Source organism: Nocardia sp. NPDC058058, assembly GCF_042885355.1.
Lineage (GTDB): Bacteria > Actinomycetota > Actinomycetes > Mycobacteriales > Mycobacteriaceae > Nocardia.
Map to the genome: position 1 here is coordinate 1,559,064 of NZ_JBHVSA010000003.1, position 17,440 is coordinate 1,576,503.

Here is a 17,440-nt window from a genome sequence, read left to right on the forward strand (position 1 = left end):
GTTGGTATGGGCGAAATCTGACGCCATCAATGAGCGCGCCTTACAGGTTGGGCGACTCCAGTGAACGCACCATAATGCCGATTCCAGCGCATCGATGACTCATTGTTCCCGAGGTGGCCAGATCACGAATTGGGCGTCTTCGACGCGGTATGTGATTTGTCGACCCGCCTGCTGCGGAGTCCATCCGTTGTGAAGGGCTTTGCGAACGATCTCGGCGACCACACCGGGCGTGATGACTGTGCCGTGGTCGACCCAGGTGACCATGCGTTGTCCTTGGCCTTCGGCGATCTCGACGACGATGCCGAGACCGGGCTCGTCGTCAGGTGCGACGACCCATCTGAAGATCTCGCCGTCAACGTCGAGAATTCGAGTTCCCTTGCGCGCTAGCCCCATCGCTCCACTCAACATGATGAAGACCCGGAACTCGACTATCCGCTCATACCGCGACCCGGGCGTTCAGTCGACCGTCCAAACAGGTTGGCTGACAGTGTTTCCCGGTGCGCGCTGACACCGATGACCGCGCGGGGCGCCGGTGGCGTCGAACGTCGAGCGGGCCGCGCCCCCATCCTCAGCTATCGCACGCGTTTGTACTGCTCGCCGGGCCCCTCGAGATACATCAGTTCGAGTGTGTTCGGATTGTCGAAATCGACTGAATAGAAGTACACGCCGGAGGGCCCCGACGGGTTCGGAACGTCCATGTCGACCAATCTGAGTACCAGATCCGTGACCGGAGGCCCTCCGATCGCGCTCGCCGGTGTGACCCAGGCCCATCGTGTCCGGGTGATGACGGTGTACGGAGTGGTGCCTGCTTGCTCGATGGCAGTGCCGTCAGCGTCGAAGGTCCGTACGTCGGTTGGATCTCTCACCGAACGCCAAACTCCGATCAGCTGATTGCCCTTTGGTGGTGACGCGATCGTGGTCTGCGCGGGCAATGTGCGCTGCGGGCTCTGAATCGTAGTGTCCGGCACGAGCGGTTGGGTCCGGGCTGCGGTTCCAGGTGCCGACACGGCGAGAGTGTCGCCTCCGCCGGCGTCGGACGTACACGCCGGTATCGCCATCGCGGAGCAGATCAGGGCGGCCGCGGTCGTCTGACGTGCCACGCGGAGCGTACGGGCGAGACGATCGGATTCGGTCAGCCCGAGGCCGCTGGATTGCCTTCGCAAGTCGCCCTTCACGACGTCGCCAGCGTCGATGGCCCGAGAACACCGTGCCGATCAAATCTCACGTCCAGCGTTCGATGGTCAGGTCGCATACGGGCAACTCTACGGTTCCCAGTGCTTCACGCAGTTCATTAGCGCGCGGCCTCGAAAGATCAACGGGCAGAAATCATCTGAGGTCGACCAAACGCACCGAACTGTCGAATGGAGTGCATTCGCCGAACCGTTGCGCGGCGAAGTCTTGATTATGTTGTGAGGTAGAGATTCGTGGTCATCACTGCGGCCCGGTTCTCGATCTCCACGCCTTCGCTGTCGAAGTCGAACTCCGCGTGCAGTGTCGCCTGGATCTGTCCGTCTCGGCTGTGCCCGAAGTCGATTCGTGTGACGTCGACAAGACAGTGACCGCCACCGAGGTAGATGGTGGTGTCGATGAAATTGCCTTCGGGATTGACCGGGAAGGTGAAGGTGCGACCGCTGAGCTCGTCCAGTTGCGTGGCCGGGACCTCGATCCAGTCGAGTCGCAATGCTGTCTTGATGATCTCCGGACCGGCGGTGCCTACGCGGAACGTGTTCGGGTCGTAGATGTCGGTGGCGGAGAACGGGGCAAGGGGCACCGTGATACTCCACGATTCGGCTGTCGGATCGTTCAAGTTCTCGGGCAGGTATCGGATTGTGCCGAGACGCGGCACCAAGAACTCATCGGAGAAGACGAACATGAGCTGTCAGATTGCCACAGTTCTGGGTGGTTCGCCGTGGTCCGTCCGCTTTTGCCGCGACCCGCGCGTTTCGGCAGGGCGGGTTCGACGGAACGCGCCGGAGCGAATCCGAGGTTCACCACGGCTGATCATCAATGATTGCTGCTCATGAGCGAACTCGGTCCGCACCGGACTCAACCCGAGGTCTGTGACCGATGTCCGCCTATCGTCGGTCCATGACCACTCGACTGAACCCCTACCTCAGCTTCGCGGGTGACGCCGCGGCCGCCCTGGCGTTCTACCAGGACGTGTTCGGCGGCGATCTCACGATCAACCACTTCGGCGACTTCGGCACCGACGACCACGGCATCGGCGACCAGGTCATGCACGGCCGGCTGGAAACAGCGTCCGGCCTCACGCTGATGGCCGCCGACATGCTGCCGGGCCAGACGTTGCGGCCCGGGAACAACCTCGCGGTCAGCCTCGGCGGGGACGACACCGAGGAGCTGCGCGGCTACTGGCAGGCGCTGTCGGACGGAGGGACCGTGACGGTCGAGCTGGCCACCCAGCCGTGGGGCGACGAGTTCGGGATGTGCGTCGACCGGTTCGGGACTGCGTGGCTGGTCAACATCACCGGGGGCCGCTGACCCACCCGCGCTGCGCCCGGTCGGCGATGCCGCGGCCGGCGGCAGTCCCCTTGCGCTCGCCTCGTCACCGGCCGCTCGGCCCAGCGATCGACCACGCCACCCTCGAAGGCCCGGCTCGGCATCGAGCACCCGCACCATCTGCTCGGCGTAGTCGGCCCAGTCGGTGGCCGGTAGTGAGCACTCATGCCGCTGATCGCTCGGACAGAACCGGCCAGCACGACCCAGCGGAAGATCAACTGGCCGTGCCGATCCGAGGCCAGCAGAACGCACCATCATGCCGAATGTAGGACCGCTGCTACCGGTTGTACTTGTATCAAACATTGTTGTGAAGAAGACTCAGTCCGGTGAGCGTTCCAGTTGATGAGCAATATTCGGTCGATATGGCCATCGGTGGCCATGTCCTGCGTCACGTCTATGAAGACGAGACCAGCGCTGAACTGTCAATCACGGTGCAGCACGGGCAGATTGGGTACACGCTCGTCTCGAGTGCGCAGCCGATCAACTTCCCCGATGATGAACTCGTCCAATCGATCTGCGATCTTGTCGGCCTGCATGAACGGTACGGCTCCGGTCCAAGTGGTTCCGGGCTGACCAAGGCCGTCTACCGGTACCACAAGAACCCTGATGGCGGCTGGAGCGCCAACTCTTCCTACTCCTACGAGTAGGAGCCTTCCGGGCCTCTCCGGCCACAGTTCGAAACGCACTCATCTGCCGCGTGGCGCGCTGACCGAACCGGCCAGAGCCGGACGTCAAGCCGAACCCTGACGTCAGATTCCACCGATACGACATCCCGCAGGTCGGGGGTGACGTCAGGATTCACCAATCAACTGCGTCCAGATTCACCTATGTAGCCACCGGGTCGCTGCGACGTGCCTGCCTGTATCTGTCCGGGATGCGGTGTCCGGGTGGATGGGGTGCAGGCAGGCACCTCGACCCGGCGAAAAATGGTGGAACTGCCTGGTATTCGGCACCGGAACATCAGCGGCGCTGACATCGAATGGCTGGCGCTATGACCTGCTGAGCCAAACCGCCCAAACTCCGCCGCGCAAGGGTCAGAAACGCTGCTTGCGCTCGAGTGCAATGCGGTTGATCTCGGCTTGTTCGATCAGTTCGCCTTGAACACGCTTTTGTTCTGAGCCTTCGGGAAGGGTGTTGTAGAGCGCCCACATCCGGTCGAGGTCATCACGGGTCGTACGCCGCTGATGGCTGCGGGTATACACCGCGATGACCACGGCCGCGGTCACGATCAGGAGCGCAACGCTCAGAACGAGCAAGTTCGTCGGCGTCATCTCGTACATGCTGCCACCGCTGGATCGGGATGCATCGTACTGATCGAGGAACGTCTCGAACGCCTTGAGGCGGGCGGCCTCGGAACGCTCACCGTGGCGAGTGCAGGGGATGAGTATCGTTGGTGTTCAATAGGTCTCGATTTGAGTGGAGCGTTAGTTGGCGGATCTCTGGACAGTCCTGGCCACGTCCGGACTGGCAGCTGTCACGGCATTGGCGGGCATATTCGCTGGCGGTCGGGTGAGCCGTCAGAGCCAGGATCGTCACCTGATTCGAGATAGGCAGTCGGTCGCGTACTCCACCTTTCTCCAGGAGTACGGCAAGGTCGAAATCGACCTTCGCGAGGCGTATGCGGCCAATCGTCGCAGTACCGCCGATTGGGAATCGTTCAACGCCTCCCTGGCGGCGCTCAGCCTGGTGGCTCCACCGGATGTCAGTGCAGCCACACTGCCTATCCGTGCCGCGATCGAAGAGTTGCTCATCTTGATCGCTCGCGAGCCAAAGGACGCTGCCGAGTACGAGCAAGTCCATTCGACGCTTACCCAAGCCCAGATCGCGTTCGTGAACGCCGCGCGGCATTCACTCGATGGGACACTGGGGCAGCTTGATTTCGTGGTCGGGGGAACACCCCGCTGGGACTTTGTTGCACATTGGCTTCCCAGCGCTTACCACCGCTTAGATCCACCCAACCCGACTCCCCCTGACCCGACCGAAGAGTAACCGTAACGAGATCCCTTTAGCCAGGGCTCCTCGTGGCCCCCTGCCCGGAACGGGCTCGATCTCACCTGACCACAACGCCGGAAAAGACTTCCGCAGCAACGCGACTCACGCCATTTCCGGGTCGCTGCGACGTGCCTGCCTGGGCTTGTCCGGGATGCGGTGTCCAGGCGGATGGAGTGCAGGCAGGCACATCGACCCCGCGAAAAATGGTGGAGCCGACTGGTATTCGGCACCGGCACATCAGCGACGCTGACATCGAATGAGCGATGTCATGACCTGGTGAGCCAAACCACCCAATCTCCGCGCACCAGGCGGTGGCTGGTTCCGGCCGTGGCGCGGTGCGGGCTGGCACACTCGGCGTGTGCCGACTGATGACGATGAACGCGCAATCGACCAGCCGCGGACCTCGGAGGGGGAGAAAGCGCGCACGATAGGTCGAACGGTGTTGGGGCTGGGCAGCTTCGGAACGTTGTTCGGCCTGTACGTGCCGTTGGTGGACTATCGCGAAGACGTGCATTACTACACGCAGTTCAGATCCGCTGAGGTTCTGGGCACCCCCGGCGTCTGGCTGGTGCTGGTGGGGTCGGCGGCGCTGCTGCTGGTCGCTACTTTGCTGGTCGAAAGAGTCCAGACCCGTGCCAAACTCGGTGCGATGCTCGCTCTCGCGTGCGTCCACGCGCTCGGCTCGCTGGCGGTCTGCATGATCGCGGTCATCCTGATCTGGGCCGACGTCCGCGATCTCGCCCAGTCGAAATTCGGCGACCATATCTTCGTCGAAGCCCACTTCACACTCGCCGCACTGCTACCCCTGATCTCGCCCGGCCTGATACTCGCGGGCGCGGTGTGGTGGTGCCTCAACGCCTCAGCGCGCGCCGGATCTGATCGCGTGGACCGCGTAACCGATCAACGAACGCCGTGAGACGGTTTGCCGTCGGAGGGTTCACCGTGGCGAGTTCAGGGGATGGCGGAGCTTGAGCGCTACCAGCGCCAGCACCCGCCCCACCCGATCGGTGAGGGTGTCGGGATCGGTGCCCGCCTCGTCGAGTAACTGGTGGACCGTGTCCGCATCACGTTGGCTGCACGCCGAGACCAGTTTCAATGCCCACCACTGCGATTCGCTCAGAAATGACCACTGCGCCGACGATGTGTCGGGGACTCGGAGACCGCCCGGCGGCGGCGGTATCAGGGCGAACAGTTCCCCGATCCACACCAGGGCCGCCTCGTGCAGGACCGAGGGCGGCCCGAGCCGCACCATCTCCCCCACATGCACGCGTTCACGCTCGGCATCCTGATCGACCGCGGCCCGCAACGCCTTGCGCGCGTGCGACTCCCACACCGGTTCCCCGTCTGCCATCGACTCTTCCCCTCCCGAACGATCGATAGCCGAACATGCTGCCGCACAACAACCTTCGATGCCACCCGATATCACCCATGCCCCGACCATCTAGGAGACTGCCGCGGGCTCGGTATGCGGAGAACCGTCCCTATTCGGGATCGGCAGGTGCGTGGACGTAGGAGAAGAACCGAGCGTCCACCTGCGGCAATCGGATCTCGCGGCGAATAGCGAAGATGAACTTCTCGAACACTTCCCGGGCAGGCGTTCTCTCCCGTTGCCATCCTGCGACGTCGAAGTGTTGTTCGGCTACGCGGTAGAACAGGCGGGTCATATCGGCATCGAGGGTGGCGGCCACGGCTACCACATCGGGGGAACCGTAGAGCCAGACTGCGGTGTATGCGCTGTCCCAGCCCTGGTAGACGTTTTGGCGGACATCATCTATGCGCGCCGCGTATCCCGCAGTCGACGGGTCGGTCAGCGCCAACGCTCGTAGCACCTCACACACCAGCTGGAACTGCTCAGCAAGGGCACGGTAGCTCGCTGCCCGCTGATCTCTTTGCCATTGCCTTGATTCGGTCCGCATATCCCAGAAACGACCGAACACAATCCCCGCCATCGCAGATGACGCAGCCAAAATCGCTGTCCCCATACTCTCCGACGCTACGACCCTCACGCAAACCGACCACCCCGAAAGCCCTGTAGCATTCGCGCTCTCTGGAGTCGCAGCGCTCACCGCAGCCCATGCGTGCGGCGAATGCACGCTCATGCCGAATTGAGTACGGTCTCCGGTCACCGCTGACCAGAAGCTGCGCACTTACTCGTCGAGCAATGCCGCGACGAGAGCGCCACCGAGAAGCCCGGCGACGGTCACCGTAGACCAGCCCTTGTTCGTAAGCGTCTGCGGCAATTCGCTGTGGTTGCGCACGATTGCGGTGAGCTCGACAACTTCGATCGCAGTGCCGACCACGAACCAGTGGCGAACGGGCTTGCCGGTCGCCAGAGCCCAGAGCGTACCGACGCCGAGAACTGCATCACGTACCGCGAAGGCGGGGCGTAACACTGTTGCGGAACCGGTCTCGGTCGGCCCCACCCATGTCTCTGTCACGGAAGGGCTTGCGAGAGCCCCTATTCCGATTGTGGTTCGGGTTGCCGCATGCGACCAGGCGGTAGCCCGCACTAGTGGCTGCACCCGCCGTCGAAGGCTTCCCATATTGTTCATCGTCACTCCCATCCCGCAACACCTACTACCGACCGTAGTATGTTTCTACGCTCGCCGCGGCGACTCGGCGGAAATGACAACCGCGAACATCCGCTCATGCCGCTTACAAGGGCATTCACGCCGGACGGGCCGCCGCCGGGTGCTGAGGATCAATGCCCATGATCTACCAGGTGGGCCGATATCTTGATGCCGTGAGCGATGATGCTGTTCGGCCCGAGTGGTGTGTGGTCGCGTCGTTGTTGCCTTACCCGTACAGGGAGTCTGGTCCCAACGCTGAACTGCGTAGCCACAAGATCTTCCCGGCTGGTGCGAAGCTTCATGTGATCGGCGGTTTCGCCGGGAAGGGTCATGAGGTGGTGACCGTGGTCGGCACGGCTCACCGCCGCCGGTATGTCACCGCCCATATCCAGGCTCGATACCTCGGCGATTGGCGAGTGGCTTTGATCTATCGGCCCGCGGTGCTGCGGGCGATCCATCAGGCCGAGATCGACGACCGATGGAGTGCTCATCGCTGGAATCAGCAAGGCTTCGAACTGGATTCACCCGAGTACGGCGCGTACCTCCGGCGGATCGCCGAGAGCTTCCAGCGCATTCAGCGTGATGGAACTGCCGACGAGTAGCACGTCTACTCCGTGGCGCGGCCGTCGGAGAGAACGTCCGGAACTGCCGCGTGGCGCGCGGTTCGAAGCGGCCACCCGGCTCACCGGAAGATCAACGGGCAGAGATCAACTCGGCTCCGGTGACGCGCCATAGTGCCGAATCGAGTGCATGTGTGGTTGTCGTATGCGGTTGCCGCGGTGAGCATTTCCGAGATGACGATCATCGCCGTGCCTCCCGTGTCAACGAAACATTGTGGTGTCCGTCATGAAGGGAGCACCCACCGCTCGACCGGGATCCGTTCCTGACACCGGCTTCTTACCAGCCGCAACCCGAGGCCACGTCGTCTGTTCAAGATGTGGGCCGAGACTCAGCGGCCCGGTTCAGCCGTTGGGCGAGTTGGGCTGCGAGATCGCGGAACTCGGCGGGCTCTTCGATAGCGAATTCCGCGCCGATCAATCCGACCTGCAGGATCAGCCAGTGGAACGAATCCACCTGGACGATCAGGCGGCAGCGGTCCGGCCCCTGTGACTCGATCTCGCAGTCCTGGAATTTGAGCACGTCCGCGACGGCGGCGGCGGCGGTCTCGATGGTGACGACCGCGCGGTGGCGGCCGGCGCTCAACCCGGCACGCAGATACTCCGCGCCCGACCGGGCCGGCAGCGGGCGCGGGGTGAAATGGCTTGCGGTAGGCACGATCTCGTCGATGCGATCGAGGCGGAAGGTACGCCAGTCGACCGCCCGTACGTCCCAGGCCAGCAGATACCAACGCAGGTGGAGGTAGATCGTGCGGTACGGCTCGACCCGGCGGTGGGAGGTGTGTCCGTCTCGGTCGAGGTAGGTGAAGGTGAGGTATTCGTGCCAGGCCGCCGCGGTGCCGAGGATGGCCAGCGCCTCCGGTCGCACCGCCGGTGCGTTCTGCGGTGCGGCCTCCACGGTTTCGCGCAGCGCGACCACAGCCGGTCGCAGGCGGTGCGGCAGGAACTGGTCGAGTTTGCCGAAGGCGCGGTCGGCCGCGGGGGCGAATCCGTTGCCGTCTAAGGGTTCTCGCGGCGCCGTGGCACCCAGTAGGGTGAGGCCGACCAGCGTGGCGACCGCCTCGTCGTCGTCGAGTACCAGCGGCGGCAGGGTCTGGCCGGCGGCAAGTCGATAGAAGCCGCTGGGCCCGGGCTGTGTCGACACCGGGTAGCCGTACTCGCGCAGCCGTTCCACATCGCGGCGCAGCGTGCGCGGGCTGGTTTCGAGCCGAGCGGCCAGTTCCTTTCCGCTGAACCGCCTCCCCGTCTGGAGCTGGGCCAGCAATTCGAGCGTACGACGGGTCACATCGGCCATATCTCCATCATGGCGCTAATTGCGGCCAAGATCCGGCCACATCTGTCGATAGCGTCGAATAATGACCACATTCGAGCAACACCGCTTTATCCGTATCGGTGGCGCCCGCACGAACAATCTGCGCCGGATCGACCTCGATGTGCCGCGCAATAACCTCGTCGTCTTCGTCGGCGTCTCCGGATCGGGGAAATCGTCGCTGGTCTTCGACACCATCGCGGCCGAAGCCGGATATCAGGTGAACGAGAACTACCCCCCGTTCGTGCGCAATCGGCTACCACGCTGGACTCGGCCGGAAGTGGATCACATCGAGGGTTTGTCGCCGGTAGTGGTCATCGACCAGCGACGGCTCGGCGCCAATGCCCGCTCCACCGTCGGCACCATCACCGATGCGTACAGCTATCTGCGCCTACTGTTCTCGCGGATCAGCACCCCGTACGTGGGAGAGTCGAACCACTTCTCGTTCAACGATCCGGCCGGAATGTGCCCAGCCTGTTCGGGATTGGGACACACGATGTCCACTGCTGTCGAGCGTGTCCTGGATCTGGACAGATCACTCGAAGAGGGAGCGATCTTGCTGCCGGGCTTCGGCAACGGACAGTACTGGTACCGGCAGTACGCCGACATCGGCTCCTTCGACGCGACCACCCCACTGCGCGAGTGGACCGAGTCCGAACGACAAGCGCTGCTGTACGGAGGAACCGCGGCGACACGGCTGAGCACCCGTCCCCCGAGGGACTACGAGGGGGTCATCGAGCGGTTCGAACGGATCTACCTGCACACCGCGGACAATCTCTCCGAACGTAAGCAGACCGTGCTACGGAAGTTCACCAATACCCGACCCTGCCCGGACTGCGGTGGCGATCGGTTGAACGCCGCCGCCCGCTCGGCCCGGGTGCTGGGCCGCACCATCGTCGAGATGAGCGGCACGGAGATCGCCGAACTCGCCGAATTGGTTGCGGGCGTATCGGATCCGAGTGTCACACCGGTGGTGACGGCCCTGCGCGAGCGACTCATCGCACTCACCGACATCGGACTCGGCTACCTGTCGCTGGCCCGGCCCACCGGTACCCTGTCCGGCGGTGAATCACAGCGCATCAAGACGGTGCGGCATCTCGGCAGCAGCCTCGTCGAAATGCTGTACGTCTTCGACGAGCCCACCATGGGTCTGCATCCGCACGATGTCCGATCACTGACCGGGATGCTGAAACAGTTGCGGGACAAGGGCAATACCGTGCTGGTCGTCGAGCACGATCCCGACATCATGCGTATCGCCGACCGGATCGTGGAAATCGGGCCGGGAGCGGGGACCGCCGGCGGTGAGGTGATATTCGAGGGACCGTTCGACGCGCTGCGCACCGCCGACACCCCGACCGGACGTGGATTGCGAGAACGCCGCACCCGACGCGAACACCGCACTCCCACCGGCAAACTGCGGATCGACAACGCCACGCGAAACAATCTGCGCGGGCTCACCGTCGATATACCCACCGGGGTGTTGACGGTGCTGACCGGGGTCGCCGGATCCGGAAAGTCCAGTCTGGTAGCGGAATTGACCGATCGGCATCGCGCGACCATCGTCGATCAGCGTCCGCTCACTACCAATCGGCGCTCGACGCCGATCACCTATGCCGGTATCGCGCCCGCTATCCGGCGGCTGTTCGCCACCCGCAACGGCGTGAGTCCCGCTCTGTTCAGCGCGAATTCGGCGGGGGCCTGCCCCACCTGTAAAGGGCTCGGTGTCAGCTATACCGATCTGGCCTTCATGGACGGCCAGGAAACGGTGTGCGAGAGCTGCAACGGACGGCGCTTCACCCCGGAGGTACTCCGGTACACGGTGGACGGTCTGACCATCGCAGATATCGACGACCTCACCATCACCGATGCCGCCGCGCGCCTGCGGGAACCGGGTATCGCCGGACCGCTGCGGCGTATCGCGGAAGTCGGCCTGGGCTACCTGCGCCTCGGCCAGTCGCTGACCACGCTCTCCGGCGGCGAATGCCAGCGGCTGAAGATCGGCAAGGAACTGACCCGCACCGCCGACAACACTCTCTACATCCTCGACGAACCGACCACCGGCCTGCACCTCTCCGATATCGACATCCTGCTGGAGCTACTCAGCACGCTCGTCGACAAGGGCAACACCATGGTGGTCATCGAGCACAACCTCGATGTCATCCGCCAGGCAGACCACATCATCGATCTCGGACCCGGGCCTGGACGCCATGGTGGACAACTCGTGTTCGAGGGCACACCCGAGAAGCTCGCCACGTGTCCGGACTCGAAAACCGGTCGCGCTCTGCGGAGTTGACGACATCGGCGGGTTTCAGCGAGACAGGTATCGGGGCGCCGGGCCAGCCGTTCGTTGTCAGCACAGGTCCTGCCCGGAATGGCGATCACGCTGATCATCGAACAGAGGCTCCTAATGACACCGCGAACAGCTGTGGCGCCGTGAGGTCGCGGCGAATCTCGTCAGGATCGCTTTTCCAGTCGATGTAGATGCCACCCAATGTCCGGACCGCATACAAACACTGATGAGATCTGCGGGGGCGTTCGGGGCTTGCCGTATGGCTGATCTCTATCTGTCGCCCATGAAAGGTATTGCCGGTCATGCGTTCTAAGCCCCGACCAGTTCACTGACGTGAAAAATGGTCCCGACGATCAGCTGTCCTTGATCTGTAGTGAGCGATGCTGTCCACGTTCAGTCGGTCACCACCTTCCTGGTTCAGATTGCGCACGACCTCGAAGGCTGATCCGGGTAGCCGCGACTGGGTGAGGCACCGGACTTCAGGGCGCGTCGTCGCCTCGCGCCAGAACGCACTTTCCTGCCGCGACCCGCGCGTTGGTCGGCAGTCAAACTGGTTGGCTGCCAGCGCTTCCCGAAGCACTCTTCTGTCGAGTTGAGTACACAGTCGTCCTTCGTGGAGATCGAGAATCGGCCGCGCGCTGTCGGTGTTGTTAGATGTTCGAATATGACCTCAGAGACCTCCGCAACGGGACCGGGTCCTGCACATGATGCGGCCGCTTCGGTTCGTGCGGTGATCGATCGCGTGATCGCCGATGGACTTCGGCGTGAGTCCATGGTTGGCGCGTCCGATTCGCAGATCGATCGTTGGGCGATGGCACAGCAGGTGTCGGTCGTTCCCGCTGCTGTGCGAGAGGTGTTGCGCTGGATCGGTGTTCGCGGCGGTCGATGGCTGAGCGGAAGTTTGTTCGGGGTGGAAGCCCTGGGCGGTGAATCCAAGCGAGCGGCGCTGGCCACGCAGCATCAGCTCGGCGATTCGATGGGCGATTCCGCGGGGATGCTGGTTCTGGTCGATCACCAGTCCTACGAGTTCTACGCAATCGATGGAGCGGATCTGTTTGACCCTGATCCTCCGGTTTGGATGATCAGTGAGGGCGAGTTCGCGGAACAGGGCTGGCCTTCGGTGACTGCTTGGCTGAAGTCGATCGCACCGGATGTGGCTCGTGATCGTGAGCGACTGACGTTCCAGCGACTGAGCGGCGAGTGGATCGATCCGGCCTGGTCCGAGTACATCGACTTCGATTGACGAACGGCGCCGTGAGCCGGCCCAGCATGTCCGAGGCTGGAGTCCGCTCATGCTGCGACCCGCACGTTGGTCGGACATCCAAACCGGTTGACCGACAGCGGCTTCCCAACGCGTGCTCTCCGACGTGCGGGTCACAGCTTTCGCGGCGGAGCGGCAATTCGTGTCTGCGCCGCACTTGACCGCGGCCGGGAACTGCTCGGGTCGAGGTGCAGACCCACTCGGTCATGATTCGAGCCGCGCTGCCTTCGTGACGAGATAGCGCCGCTCGGACTCGTTCAGTGTCCGGTGTGCTGCCGAACGGTATTGCACGGCAGCCAGTTCCAGATCGCCTGCGAGTTCCGCGAGATGCGCTTCGACTGCGGCGAAACGATGATGCTCGGCGAGGATCGGGTCGGTCCGCAGTTGCTCGAGCAACGTGAGCCCGGTGGGCACGCCACGTGCCATCGCCAGGGCGACAACACGATTCAGCGTCACCATCGGATTGTCTGACATCTGGTCGAGCAAGGTGTAGAGCGCGAGAATCTGTTCCCAGTCGGTCGTGTCCGGTGTCGGAGCCTCGTCGTGGACTGCCGCGATCGCTGCCTGAATCTGGTAGGGACCGGGCTTGTTTCGTGACATCGCGGCAGTTACCAGCGCAGCTCCTTCGGCGATCTGCGCGCGGTCCCACAGCGTCCGGTCCTGCTCGGCCATCGGAATCAGCATGTCTCCCGGCCCGGTCCGCGCGGCGCGGCGGGCGTCGGTCAGCAGCATCAGCGCGAGCAGGCCGGCGACTTCGCCGTCGCCGGGCAGGTTGCGGTGCAGCATCCGGGCGAGTCTGATGGCCTCGGTCGACAATTCGACCCGCGCGAGCACCGGCCCCGAGGTGCTCGTGTAGCCCTCGTTGAAGATCAGGTACAGCACCTGCAGCACGGCGTCGAGGCGTTCGGCGTGCTCGGCCGGCATCGCGAACGGCACGCCGGACCGCTTGATCGTCTTCTTGGCGCGGCTGATCCGCTGTCCCATCGTCGCTTCGGGCGCGAACAGCGCCCGGGCGATCTCTCCCGTGGTGAGGCCGCCGACCGCGCGCAGGGTGAGCGCGATCTGACCGGTGCGCGGCAACGCGGGATGACAGCACATGAACAGCAGGATCAACGAATCATCTTGTGCCGAAACGGGTCCGGACGGTGCAACCGGCACTTCCTCCCGCTCGCGGCGGGCCTGCTCGCTGCGCAGCAGGTCGATCAATTTCCGCGAGGCCACCCGGATCAGCCAGGTGGGTGGTTCGTCCGGCAACGGGGGCCACTGTGTCGTCGCCGTGAGCAAGGCCTCCTGTACCGCGTCCTCGGCAAGGTCGAAGTGCCCGTATCGGCGGACGAGCGCACCGAGGACCTGCGGCGCCAGGTCGCGCAGCAGGTCCTCGATCTCGCGAGTGATCACAGGTCGGCGGGCGGTCCGTCGGGAAGCGGCCGGACCTCGATCGTGTCGCCGATGTTTTCGGCGACCCGTGCGGCGATTGCCATCGCGCGGTCGTGGGAGTCGACGTCGACGACCGAGAAGCTCGCAAGGACCTCCTTCACCTCGGCGTACGGCCCGTCGCTGGCGACCGGACCCGAAGCGGACTTCCGCACGGTCCGGGTCAACGACGGATCGGCGAGCCCCATCGTCGTGACCAGCTCGCCGGACTCGGTCAGCTCGGCACCGAGCTCCTCGTAGAACTTGCACATCGCGGCGAACTCGGGGCTCGAGTAGTCGACCGACGCCCAGTCCGCGGTGTTGGTGTAGGCCAGCAGGATGTACTTCACGGCTCCATCCTCCCGCTATTCAGCGACGCGTGTCATCGTGGCCTCGTAACCGCCACCGGGCCACACCCATGCGCCGGACAGCGTGTTGCCGTCGGCGCTGAACGTGGTCCGGCAGTACGCCGGCGAGCCCTTGCGGCCACCCCAGATCGTCAGCACGTCGCCGTCGAGTTCGTATTCGTAGTCGAGCGTTTCGCCGTCGCTCGAGTAGAAGCGTGAGGTGACCGCCTCACTCGTCTCACCGCCGAACGGCCGTTCGTGGCCGATGACTTCGAGTCCGGAGACGCGATGCCCATCGTGGTCCATGTCCACGCGCTGGGACAGGAAGGCGCGGCCGTCGAGCCACGCGTAGGTCGTGGTGCCGGCGGCGCCGCCGGACACCCGCCAGGTGCCGACGAGACGGTCGAGGTCGGAGATCGAGGTACTCATGACGAGAGTTCCTTTCGGTTGATGGTTCCTTCGCCGGTACCACGGAGCCGGCAGACGGTTTTCGACATTCGGTCGTCGAAAACGTGCGCGGCGGCGCCGCGGATGAGGGAAAGTCCAGAACGCGACCGCGTCCGCGTCAGATGATGCGCATCTTCCACTGCGCTCGAAATACCGTCTGCTCCGAGGCTGTCGCGATCTTCGACAGCGGTGCTGGGTCGAACATGTACCGAGTCGAACCACGGCGCATCACCACGTCCGCGAGGTCACCCACGAGGCGTCGCAGTGCCGAAGGATAATGTCGGTACAGGGCTACACCACCACCCATGGAACTGCTCATGCCGGAGGGCCAATACTCCGGTCTCGCTCCGATGACCAGGAATCTGAAACCGCGCGCCTCAGGCTCACTGCGCGCGTCGGCGAAGGCACTGAATACATTGTGGCCGAACCCCTCCCACTCGCCCCCGCCCGTATCGCTCAGGTGCACAAGATAGTCAAGGCTTCTGCTATGGCAGCTGATCTTCAGCGTCCATGTCTGAGCGTCGCCGTCCGTGGTGCAGACCGGGATTCGCTCGACGCCCTGAACTTCGAAGCTGTCCGCATCCTCACGCGTCATTCCAATCCCCCCGTTTCGGCGCCCTATTCATGCCGCATGATGCGCTGTTCGAAGCGGCCACCCGGCTCACCGGAAGATCAACGGGCAGAGATCAACTCGGATCCAGAGACGCACCATAATGCCGAGTTGAGGACGGTTCAGAGATCGCCCGAGTCCTTCCATCTGCAGTGGTCCGCGCTGGCCAGCGCGTAGGGAGGGTCACCGTTACGCTCCCGATCGTGGTTACCGATGGATTCGCGGAGTTGTCCGGACTCGAGGTTGAACAGATATGGGTGTGGAACGGCTGGTTGCGCCTAGTTTTTGACCTGGCCCCACCTGGTGAGCCCGATACCTACATGGACCTGAACGATTTCCAATTTACCGATACCGAAGGCCGAAACTGGGATGTTCGCACTGAGGACGACCCTCGCACCGCAGGCCCGGTCCTGGGCCTGCTGCGATGCCGACTGGCCACTGCACAGGAGAAGGACCGTGTTTTGACTCTTCTCTTCGACAACGGTGCACGCATCGTTGGTGAGATGCCCTTATAGCGGGTGCCTGATTCAAAGGAATCATTTCTACGGCAGGAACACACGCTCATGCCGCCTACCGCGCTGACCGAACCAGCCAGGGTAGATCAACAGACAGAGGAATTCGCGACCGCCGCCGTGTGCGCCACTACCGAATTCAGGAACTGAGGGACTCCCGGTCAGCATCGAGCAGCCAAGACCGACGCGCAGCAGCGGCACGGCATATCGCTGTCAATTTGTGAGGTCGGGCATTCGATCGAGCGGTGACTAGCCGAACGTCTCGAAGCCTCGATCTTGAACGACAGGAAAGGTCTGCTCGATCGAATCGATCCACGCGTCGATCGACCCCGGTGATCGCCGGGCAGCCTCGACAAGCGCCTCGATAGCCCGGAGCTTGTCCGTACCGACATGCTCCTGGAGATCGCGTTCGGTCACCTCGCAGTAGGACATACGCAGCTGCCAGACAAACCTCATCAGGTAGCGACATTCGTCCGGGTTCCGGTCGTCTGCAAGTCGCTTCTCAATTGCCTGTTGAGTCCGCCGCCGTTGGGCATCATCGCGGAATCGGTCGCTGAGATCAGTAAGGCTCACGGCTGGACGGTAGCAACGCAGACACTCAGAGGACAGGAACCGTCAGAAGCGTGGACTCGATGATCATAAAAGTAGTTCCGCGGGCACCCGTAACTCCTCCAACGCGTAGAGATCGATGATCTCCGCAGTGTCGTCCCGAATACACGCTGCGGCGATTGCGTCGATCAGCTCGTCGTAGTCGGGACCGGTTGCATCGTCATAGGACGCTGTCATGCGCCCCCACTCATCCCAGGGAAGCATCTCGAATTTGTTCAGCGCCGCAAGGTCTTTGACCGCGTTGCCTCGAATCTCCGCTGGTCCCCAGTTCTGCGTTCCGTAGACGCCGAAGGTGGCTGGGTCGATACGACCTTCGCGGTACGCGGCCCAGGCTTCACCGCCACTGAGGAATTCACCGGCACCGAGGTCCTCGGGATTTTCCAGAATGTCTTGACTGATGATCTCGGAGTTGATGCGCACCCAACGATCGTGGGTGTCGTCTCGATACTCGGTGACCCAGTGGTCGACCCCTTGACCGGGCTGGAAGTAAGTGGCGAAGCCACACCGCACCCGGGAAGCGATGCCGCGGTAGCGCAATAGCGCACAGCTGAGCACGGCGAAATGACGGCACGTTCCGATGACGCGGCGCGACGGGTCGCGAGCGAGATCGAACGGGGCTGGGTCCAGCTCCAGCAGCGCGGCGATGAGACGGTTGGCCTGTCGAATCTGGTTCTCGCCGAATCGCTCTGCGGGCAACCCGAGAACCTTCGCATCGTGTGGCTGGATGACAAGCGTCGATGCCCACCGACAAATCTCGAGCACCTCGGTGGGTGTCGAGCTGGATACGGTCGGATCGATACCGTTCAAGTTGGTTAGTGGGCTCGCGGTGGCATAGTCCAACAACTCCGTCATGGTTCGAAAGCCTAAGCAATCCAACCGAAAACGTCGCCAGACCCAGGCCGCAGGAACAGCATCACACTGTTCCCGAACGCACTATTCTGCCGCG

Annotated in this window: 22 protein-coding genes; 8 read left to right on the top strand and 14 right to left on the bottom strand. The window is 63.4% G+C overall.

Annotation, left to right across the window (positions count from 1 at the left end; genetic code table 11):
* Window positions 1-99 precede the first annotated feature (99 nt).
* From ACFVUS_RS31075 to ACFVUS_RS31085, 3 genes are all read right to left on the bottom strand, one after another.
* Window positions 100-393 (bottom strand): hypothetical protein, encoded by a 294-nt coding sequence (locus ACFVUS_RS31075; protein ID WP_387774456.1) that lies wholly within the window; start codon window positions 391-393, stop codon window positions 100-102.
* 179 nt (window positions 394-572) lie between these two features.
* Window positions 573-1,007 carry a hypothetical protein gene (locus ACFVUS_RS31080; RefSeq protein ID WP_387774459.1) on the bottom strand — a complete coding sequence of 145 codons (435 nt, stop codon included), beginning with the start codon at window positions 1,005-1,007 and terminating at the stop codon, window positions 573-575.
* 395 nt (window positions 1,008-1,402) lie between these two features.
* The gene (locus ACFVUS_RS31085) at window positions 1,403-1,873 is read right to left on the bottom strand and encodes a hypothetical protein (protein ID WP_387774462.1); all 471 of its coding nucleotides are present in this window, start codon (window positions 1,871-1,873) and stop codon (window positions 1,403-1,405) included.
* A 215-nt stretch (window positions 1,874-2,088) separates the two neighbouring features.
* Here ACFVUS_RS31085 and ACFVUS_RS31090 point away from each other — a divergent pair, with 215 nt between their 5' ends.
* A complete protein-coding gene (locus tag ACFVUS_RS31090; RefSeq protein ID WP_387774465.1) occupies window positions 2,089-2,499 on the top strand; it encodes a VOC family protein in 411 nt (136 codons plus the stop codon).
* A 344-nt stretch (window positions 2,500-2,843) separates the two neighbouring features.
* Complete coding sequence (locus tag ACFVUS_RS31095) at window positions 2,844-3,164, top strand: hypothetical protein (protein ID WP_387774468.1); 321 nt, start codon at window positions 2,844-2,846, stop codon at window positions 3,162-3,164.
* A gap of 387 nt (window positions 3,165-3,551) precedes the next feature.
* On the opposite strand, the gene ACFVUS_RS31100 is transcribed toward ACFVUS_RS31095, so the two are convergent.
* The gene (locus ACFVUS_RS31100) at window positions 3,552-3,797 is read right to left on the bottom strand and encodes a hypothetical protein (protein WP_387774471.1); all 246 of its coding nucleotides are present in this window, start codon (window positions 3,795-3,797) and stop codon (window positions 3,552-3,554) included.
* Window positions 3,798-3,945: 148 nt separating this feature from the next.
* Between ACFVUS_RS31100 and ACFVUS_RS31105 the strand changes: the two genes are divergently transcribed.
* Window positions 3,946-4,506, top strand: a complete 561-nt coding sequence (locus tag ACFVUS_RS31105; protein WP_387774474.1) for a hypothetical protein — start codon at window positions 3,946-3,948, stop codon at window positions 4,504-4,506.
* 442 nt (window positions 4,507-4,948) lie between these two features.
* The gene (locus ACFVUS_RS31110; RefSeq protein WP_387774477.1) at window positions 4,949-5,425 is read left to right on the top strand and encodes a hypothetical protein; all 477 of its coding nucleotides are present in this window, start codon (window positions 4,949-4,951) and stop codon (window positions 5,423-5,425) included.
* 21 nt (window positions 5,426-5,446) lie between these two features.
* On the opposite strand, the gene ACFVUS_RS31115 is transcribed toward ACFVUS_RS31110, so the two are convergent.
* From ACFVUS_RS31115 to ACFVUS_RS31125, 3 genes are all read right to left on the bottom strand, one after another.
* Complete coding sequence (locus ACFVUS_RS31115) at window positions 5,447-5,860, bottom strand: hypothetical protein (protein ID WP_387774480.1); 414 nt, start codon at window positions 5,858-5,860, stop codon at window positions 5,447-5,449.
* Between the two features lie 130 nt (window positions 5,861-5,990).
* Window positions 5,991-6,491, bottom strand: coding sequence for a hypothetical protein (locus ACFVUS_RS31120; protein WP_387774483.1), 501 nt, complete (start codon window positions 6,489-6,491; stop codon window positions 5,991-5,993).
* A 165-nt stretch (window positions 6,492-6,656) separates the two neighbouring features.
* Window positions 6,657-6,932: a hypothetical protein gene (locus ACFVUS_RS31125; protein WP_387774486.1), complete on the bottom strand. Its 276-nt coding sequence runs from the start codon at window positions 6,930-6,932 to the stop codon at window positions 6,657-6,659.
* A 287-nt stretch (window positions 6,933-7,219) separates the two neighbouring features.
* On the opposite strand from ACFVUS_RS31125, the gene ACFVUS_RS31130 reads away from it, so the two are divergent.
* Window positions 7,220-7,681: a hypothetical protein gene (locus tag ACFVUS_RS31130; RefSeq protein WP_387774489.1), complete on the top strand. Its 462-nt coding sequence runs from the start codon at window positions 7,220-7,222 to the stop codon at window positions 7,679-7,681.
* A gap of 328 nt (window positions 7,682-8,009) precedes the next feature.
* Here the strand turns inward: ACFVUS_RS31130 and ACFVUS_RS31135 are convergent, their stop codons facing one another.
* Window positions 8,010-8,990, bottom strand: a complete 981-nt coding sequence (locus tag ACFVUS_RS31135; RefSeq protein ID WP_387774492.1) for a helix-turn-helix transcriptional regulator — start codon at window positions 8,988-8,990, stop codon at window positions 8,010-8,012.
* A 61-nt stretch (window positions 8,991-9,051) separates the two neighbouring features.
* Here ACFVUS_RS31135 and ACFVUS_RS31140 point away from each other — a divergent pair, with 61 nt between their 5' ends.
* Together ACFVUS_RS31140 and ACFVUS_RS31145 are read left to right on the top strand one after the other, a co-directional pair.
* Window positions 9,052-11,298, top strand: a complete 2,247-nt coding sequence (locus ACFVUS_RS31140; RefSeq protein WP_387774495.1) for an excinuclease ABC subunit UvrA — start codon at window positions 9,052-9,054, stop codon at window positions 11,296-11,298.
* 610 nt (window positions 11,299-11,908) lie between these two features.
* A complete protein-coding gene (locus ACFVUS_RS31145) occupies window positions 11,909-12,538 on the top strand; it encodes a hypothetical protein (protein ID WP_387774498.1) in 630 nt (209 codons plus the stop codon).
* 222 nt (window positions 12,539-12,760) lie between these two features.
* Here ACFVUS_RS31145 and ACFVUS_RS31150 read toward each other — a convergent pair whose 3' ends face one another.
* The 4 genes from ACFVUS_RS31150 to ACFVUS_RS31165 all read right to left on the bottom strand — a co-directional run bounded on the left by ACFVUS_RS31150 (window position 12,761) and on the right by ACFVUS_RS31165 (window position 15,358).
* Window positions 12,761-13,954, bottom strand: a complete 1,194-nt coding sequence (locus ACFVUS_RS31150) for an RNA polymerase sigma factor (protein WP_387774501.1) — start codon at window positions 13,952-13,954, stop codon at window positions 12,761-12,763.
* Entirely contained in the window at window positions 13,951-14,319 is a 369-nt protein-coding gene (locus tag ACFVUS_RS31155; RefSeq protein ID WP_387774504.1) for a YciI family protein, read from the bottom strand. The genes ACFVUS_RS31150 and ACFVUS_RS31155 overlap by 4 nt, the downstream gene beginning before the upstream one ends.
* Window positions 14,320-14,334: 15 nt before the next feature.
* The gene (locus ACFVUS_RS31160; RefSeq protein ID WP_387774507.1) at window positions 14,335-14,745 is read right to left on the bottom strand and encodes a hypothetical protein; all 411 of its coding nucleotides are present in this window, start codon (window positions 14,743-14,745) and stop codon (window positions 14,335-14,337) included.
* Between the two features lie 136 nt (window positions 14,746-14,881).
* Window positions 14,882-15,358, bottom strand: coding sequence for a hypothetical protein (locus tag ACFVUS_RS31165; protein WP_387774510.1), 477 nt, complete (start codon window positions 15,356-15,358; stop codon window positions 14,882-14,884).
* Between the two features lie 218 nt (window positions 15,359-15,576).
* On the opposite strand from ACFVUS_RS31165, the gene ACFVUS_RS31170 reads away from it, so the two are divergent.
* Window positions 15,577-15,888, top strand: coding sequence for a hypothetical protein (locus ACFVUS_RS31170; protein WP_387774513.1), 312 nt, complete (start codon window positions 15,577-15,579; stop codon window positions 15,886-15,888).
* A 246-nt stretch (window positions 15,889-16,134) separates the two neighbouring features.
* Here ACFVUS_RS31170 and ACFVUS_RS31175 read toward each other — a convergent pair whose 3' ends face one another.
* Both ACFVUS_RS31175 and ACFVUS_RS31180 read right to left on the bottom strand, forming a co-directional pair.
* Window positions 16,135-16,458, bottom strand: a complete 324-nt coding sequence (locus ACFVUS_RS31175; RefSeq protein WP_387774516.1) for a hypothetical protein — start codon at window positions 16,456-16,458, stop codon at window positions 16,135-16,137.
* Between the two features lie 63 nt (window positions 16,459-16,521).
* On the bottom strand, window positions 16,522-17,346 hold the full coding sequence (locus tag ACFVUS_RS31180) for a transglutaminase domain-containing protein (RefSeq protein ID WP_387774519.1): 825 nt from the start codon (window positions 17,344-17,346) through the stop codon (window positions 16,522-16,524).
* Between the last annotated feature and the right edge of the window lie 94 nt (window positions 17,347-17,440).

Bases quoted from the DNA above. Each gene is read 5' to 3' on its own strand.
- ACFVUS_RS31075 (WP_387774456.1), bottom strand. From the start codon at position 393: ATGGGGCTAGCGCGCAAGGGAACTCGAATTCTCGACGTTGACGGCGAG.
- ACFVUS_RS31085 (WP_387774462.1), bottom strand. From the start codon at position 1,873: ATGTTCGTCTTCTCCGATGAGTTCTTGGTGCCGCGTCTCGGCACAATC.
- ACFVUS_RS31090 (WP_387774465.1), top strand. From the start codon at position 2,089: ATGACCACTCGACTGAACCCCTACCTCAGCTTCGCGGGTGACGCCGCG.
- ACFVUS_RS31100 (WP_387774471.1), bottom strand. From the start codon at position 3,797: ATGTACGAGATGACGCCGACGAACTTGCTCGTTCTGAGCGTTGCGCTC.
- ACFVUS_RS31115 (WP_387774480.1), bottom strand. From the start codon at position 5,860: ATGGCAGACGGGGAACCGGTGTGGGAGTCGCACGCGCGCAAGGCGTTG.
- ACFVUS_RS31120 (WP_387774483.1), bottom strand. From the start codon at position 6,491: ATGGGGACAGCGATTTTGGCTGCGTCATCTGCGATGGCGGGGATTGTG.
- ACFVUS_RS31130 (WP_387774489.1), top strand. From the start codon at position 7,220: ATGATCTACCAGGTGGGCCGATATCTTGATGCCGTGAGCGATGATGCT.
- ACFVUS_RS31135 (WP_387774492.1), bottom strand. From the start codon at position 8,990: ATGGCCGATGTGACCCGTCGTACGCTCGAATTGCTGGCCCAGCTCCAG.
- ACFVUS_RS31140 (WP_387774495.1), top strand. From the start codon at position 9,052: ATGACCACATTCGAGCAACACCGCTTTATCCGTATCGGTGGCGCCCGC.
- ACFVUS_RS31160 (WP_387774507.1), bottom strand. From the start codon at position 14,745: ATGAGTACCTCGATCTCCGACCTCGACCGTCTCGTCGGCACCTGGCGG.
- ACFVUS_RS31165 (WP_387774510.1), bottom strand. From the start codon at position 15,358: ATGACGCGTGAGGATGCGGACAGCTTCGAAGTTCAGGGCGTCGAGCGA.
- ACFVUS_RS31180 (WP_387774519.1), bottom strand. From the start codon at position 17,346: ATGACGGAGTTGTTGGACTATGCCACCGCGAGCCCACTAACCAACTTG.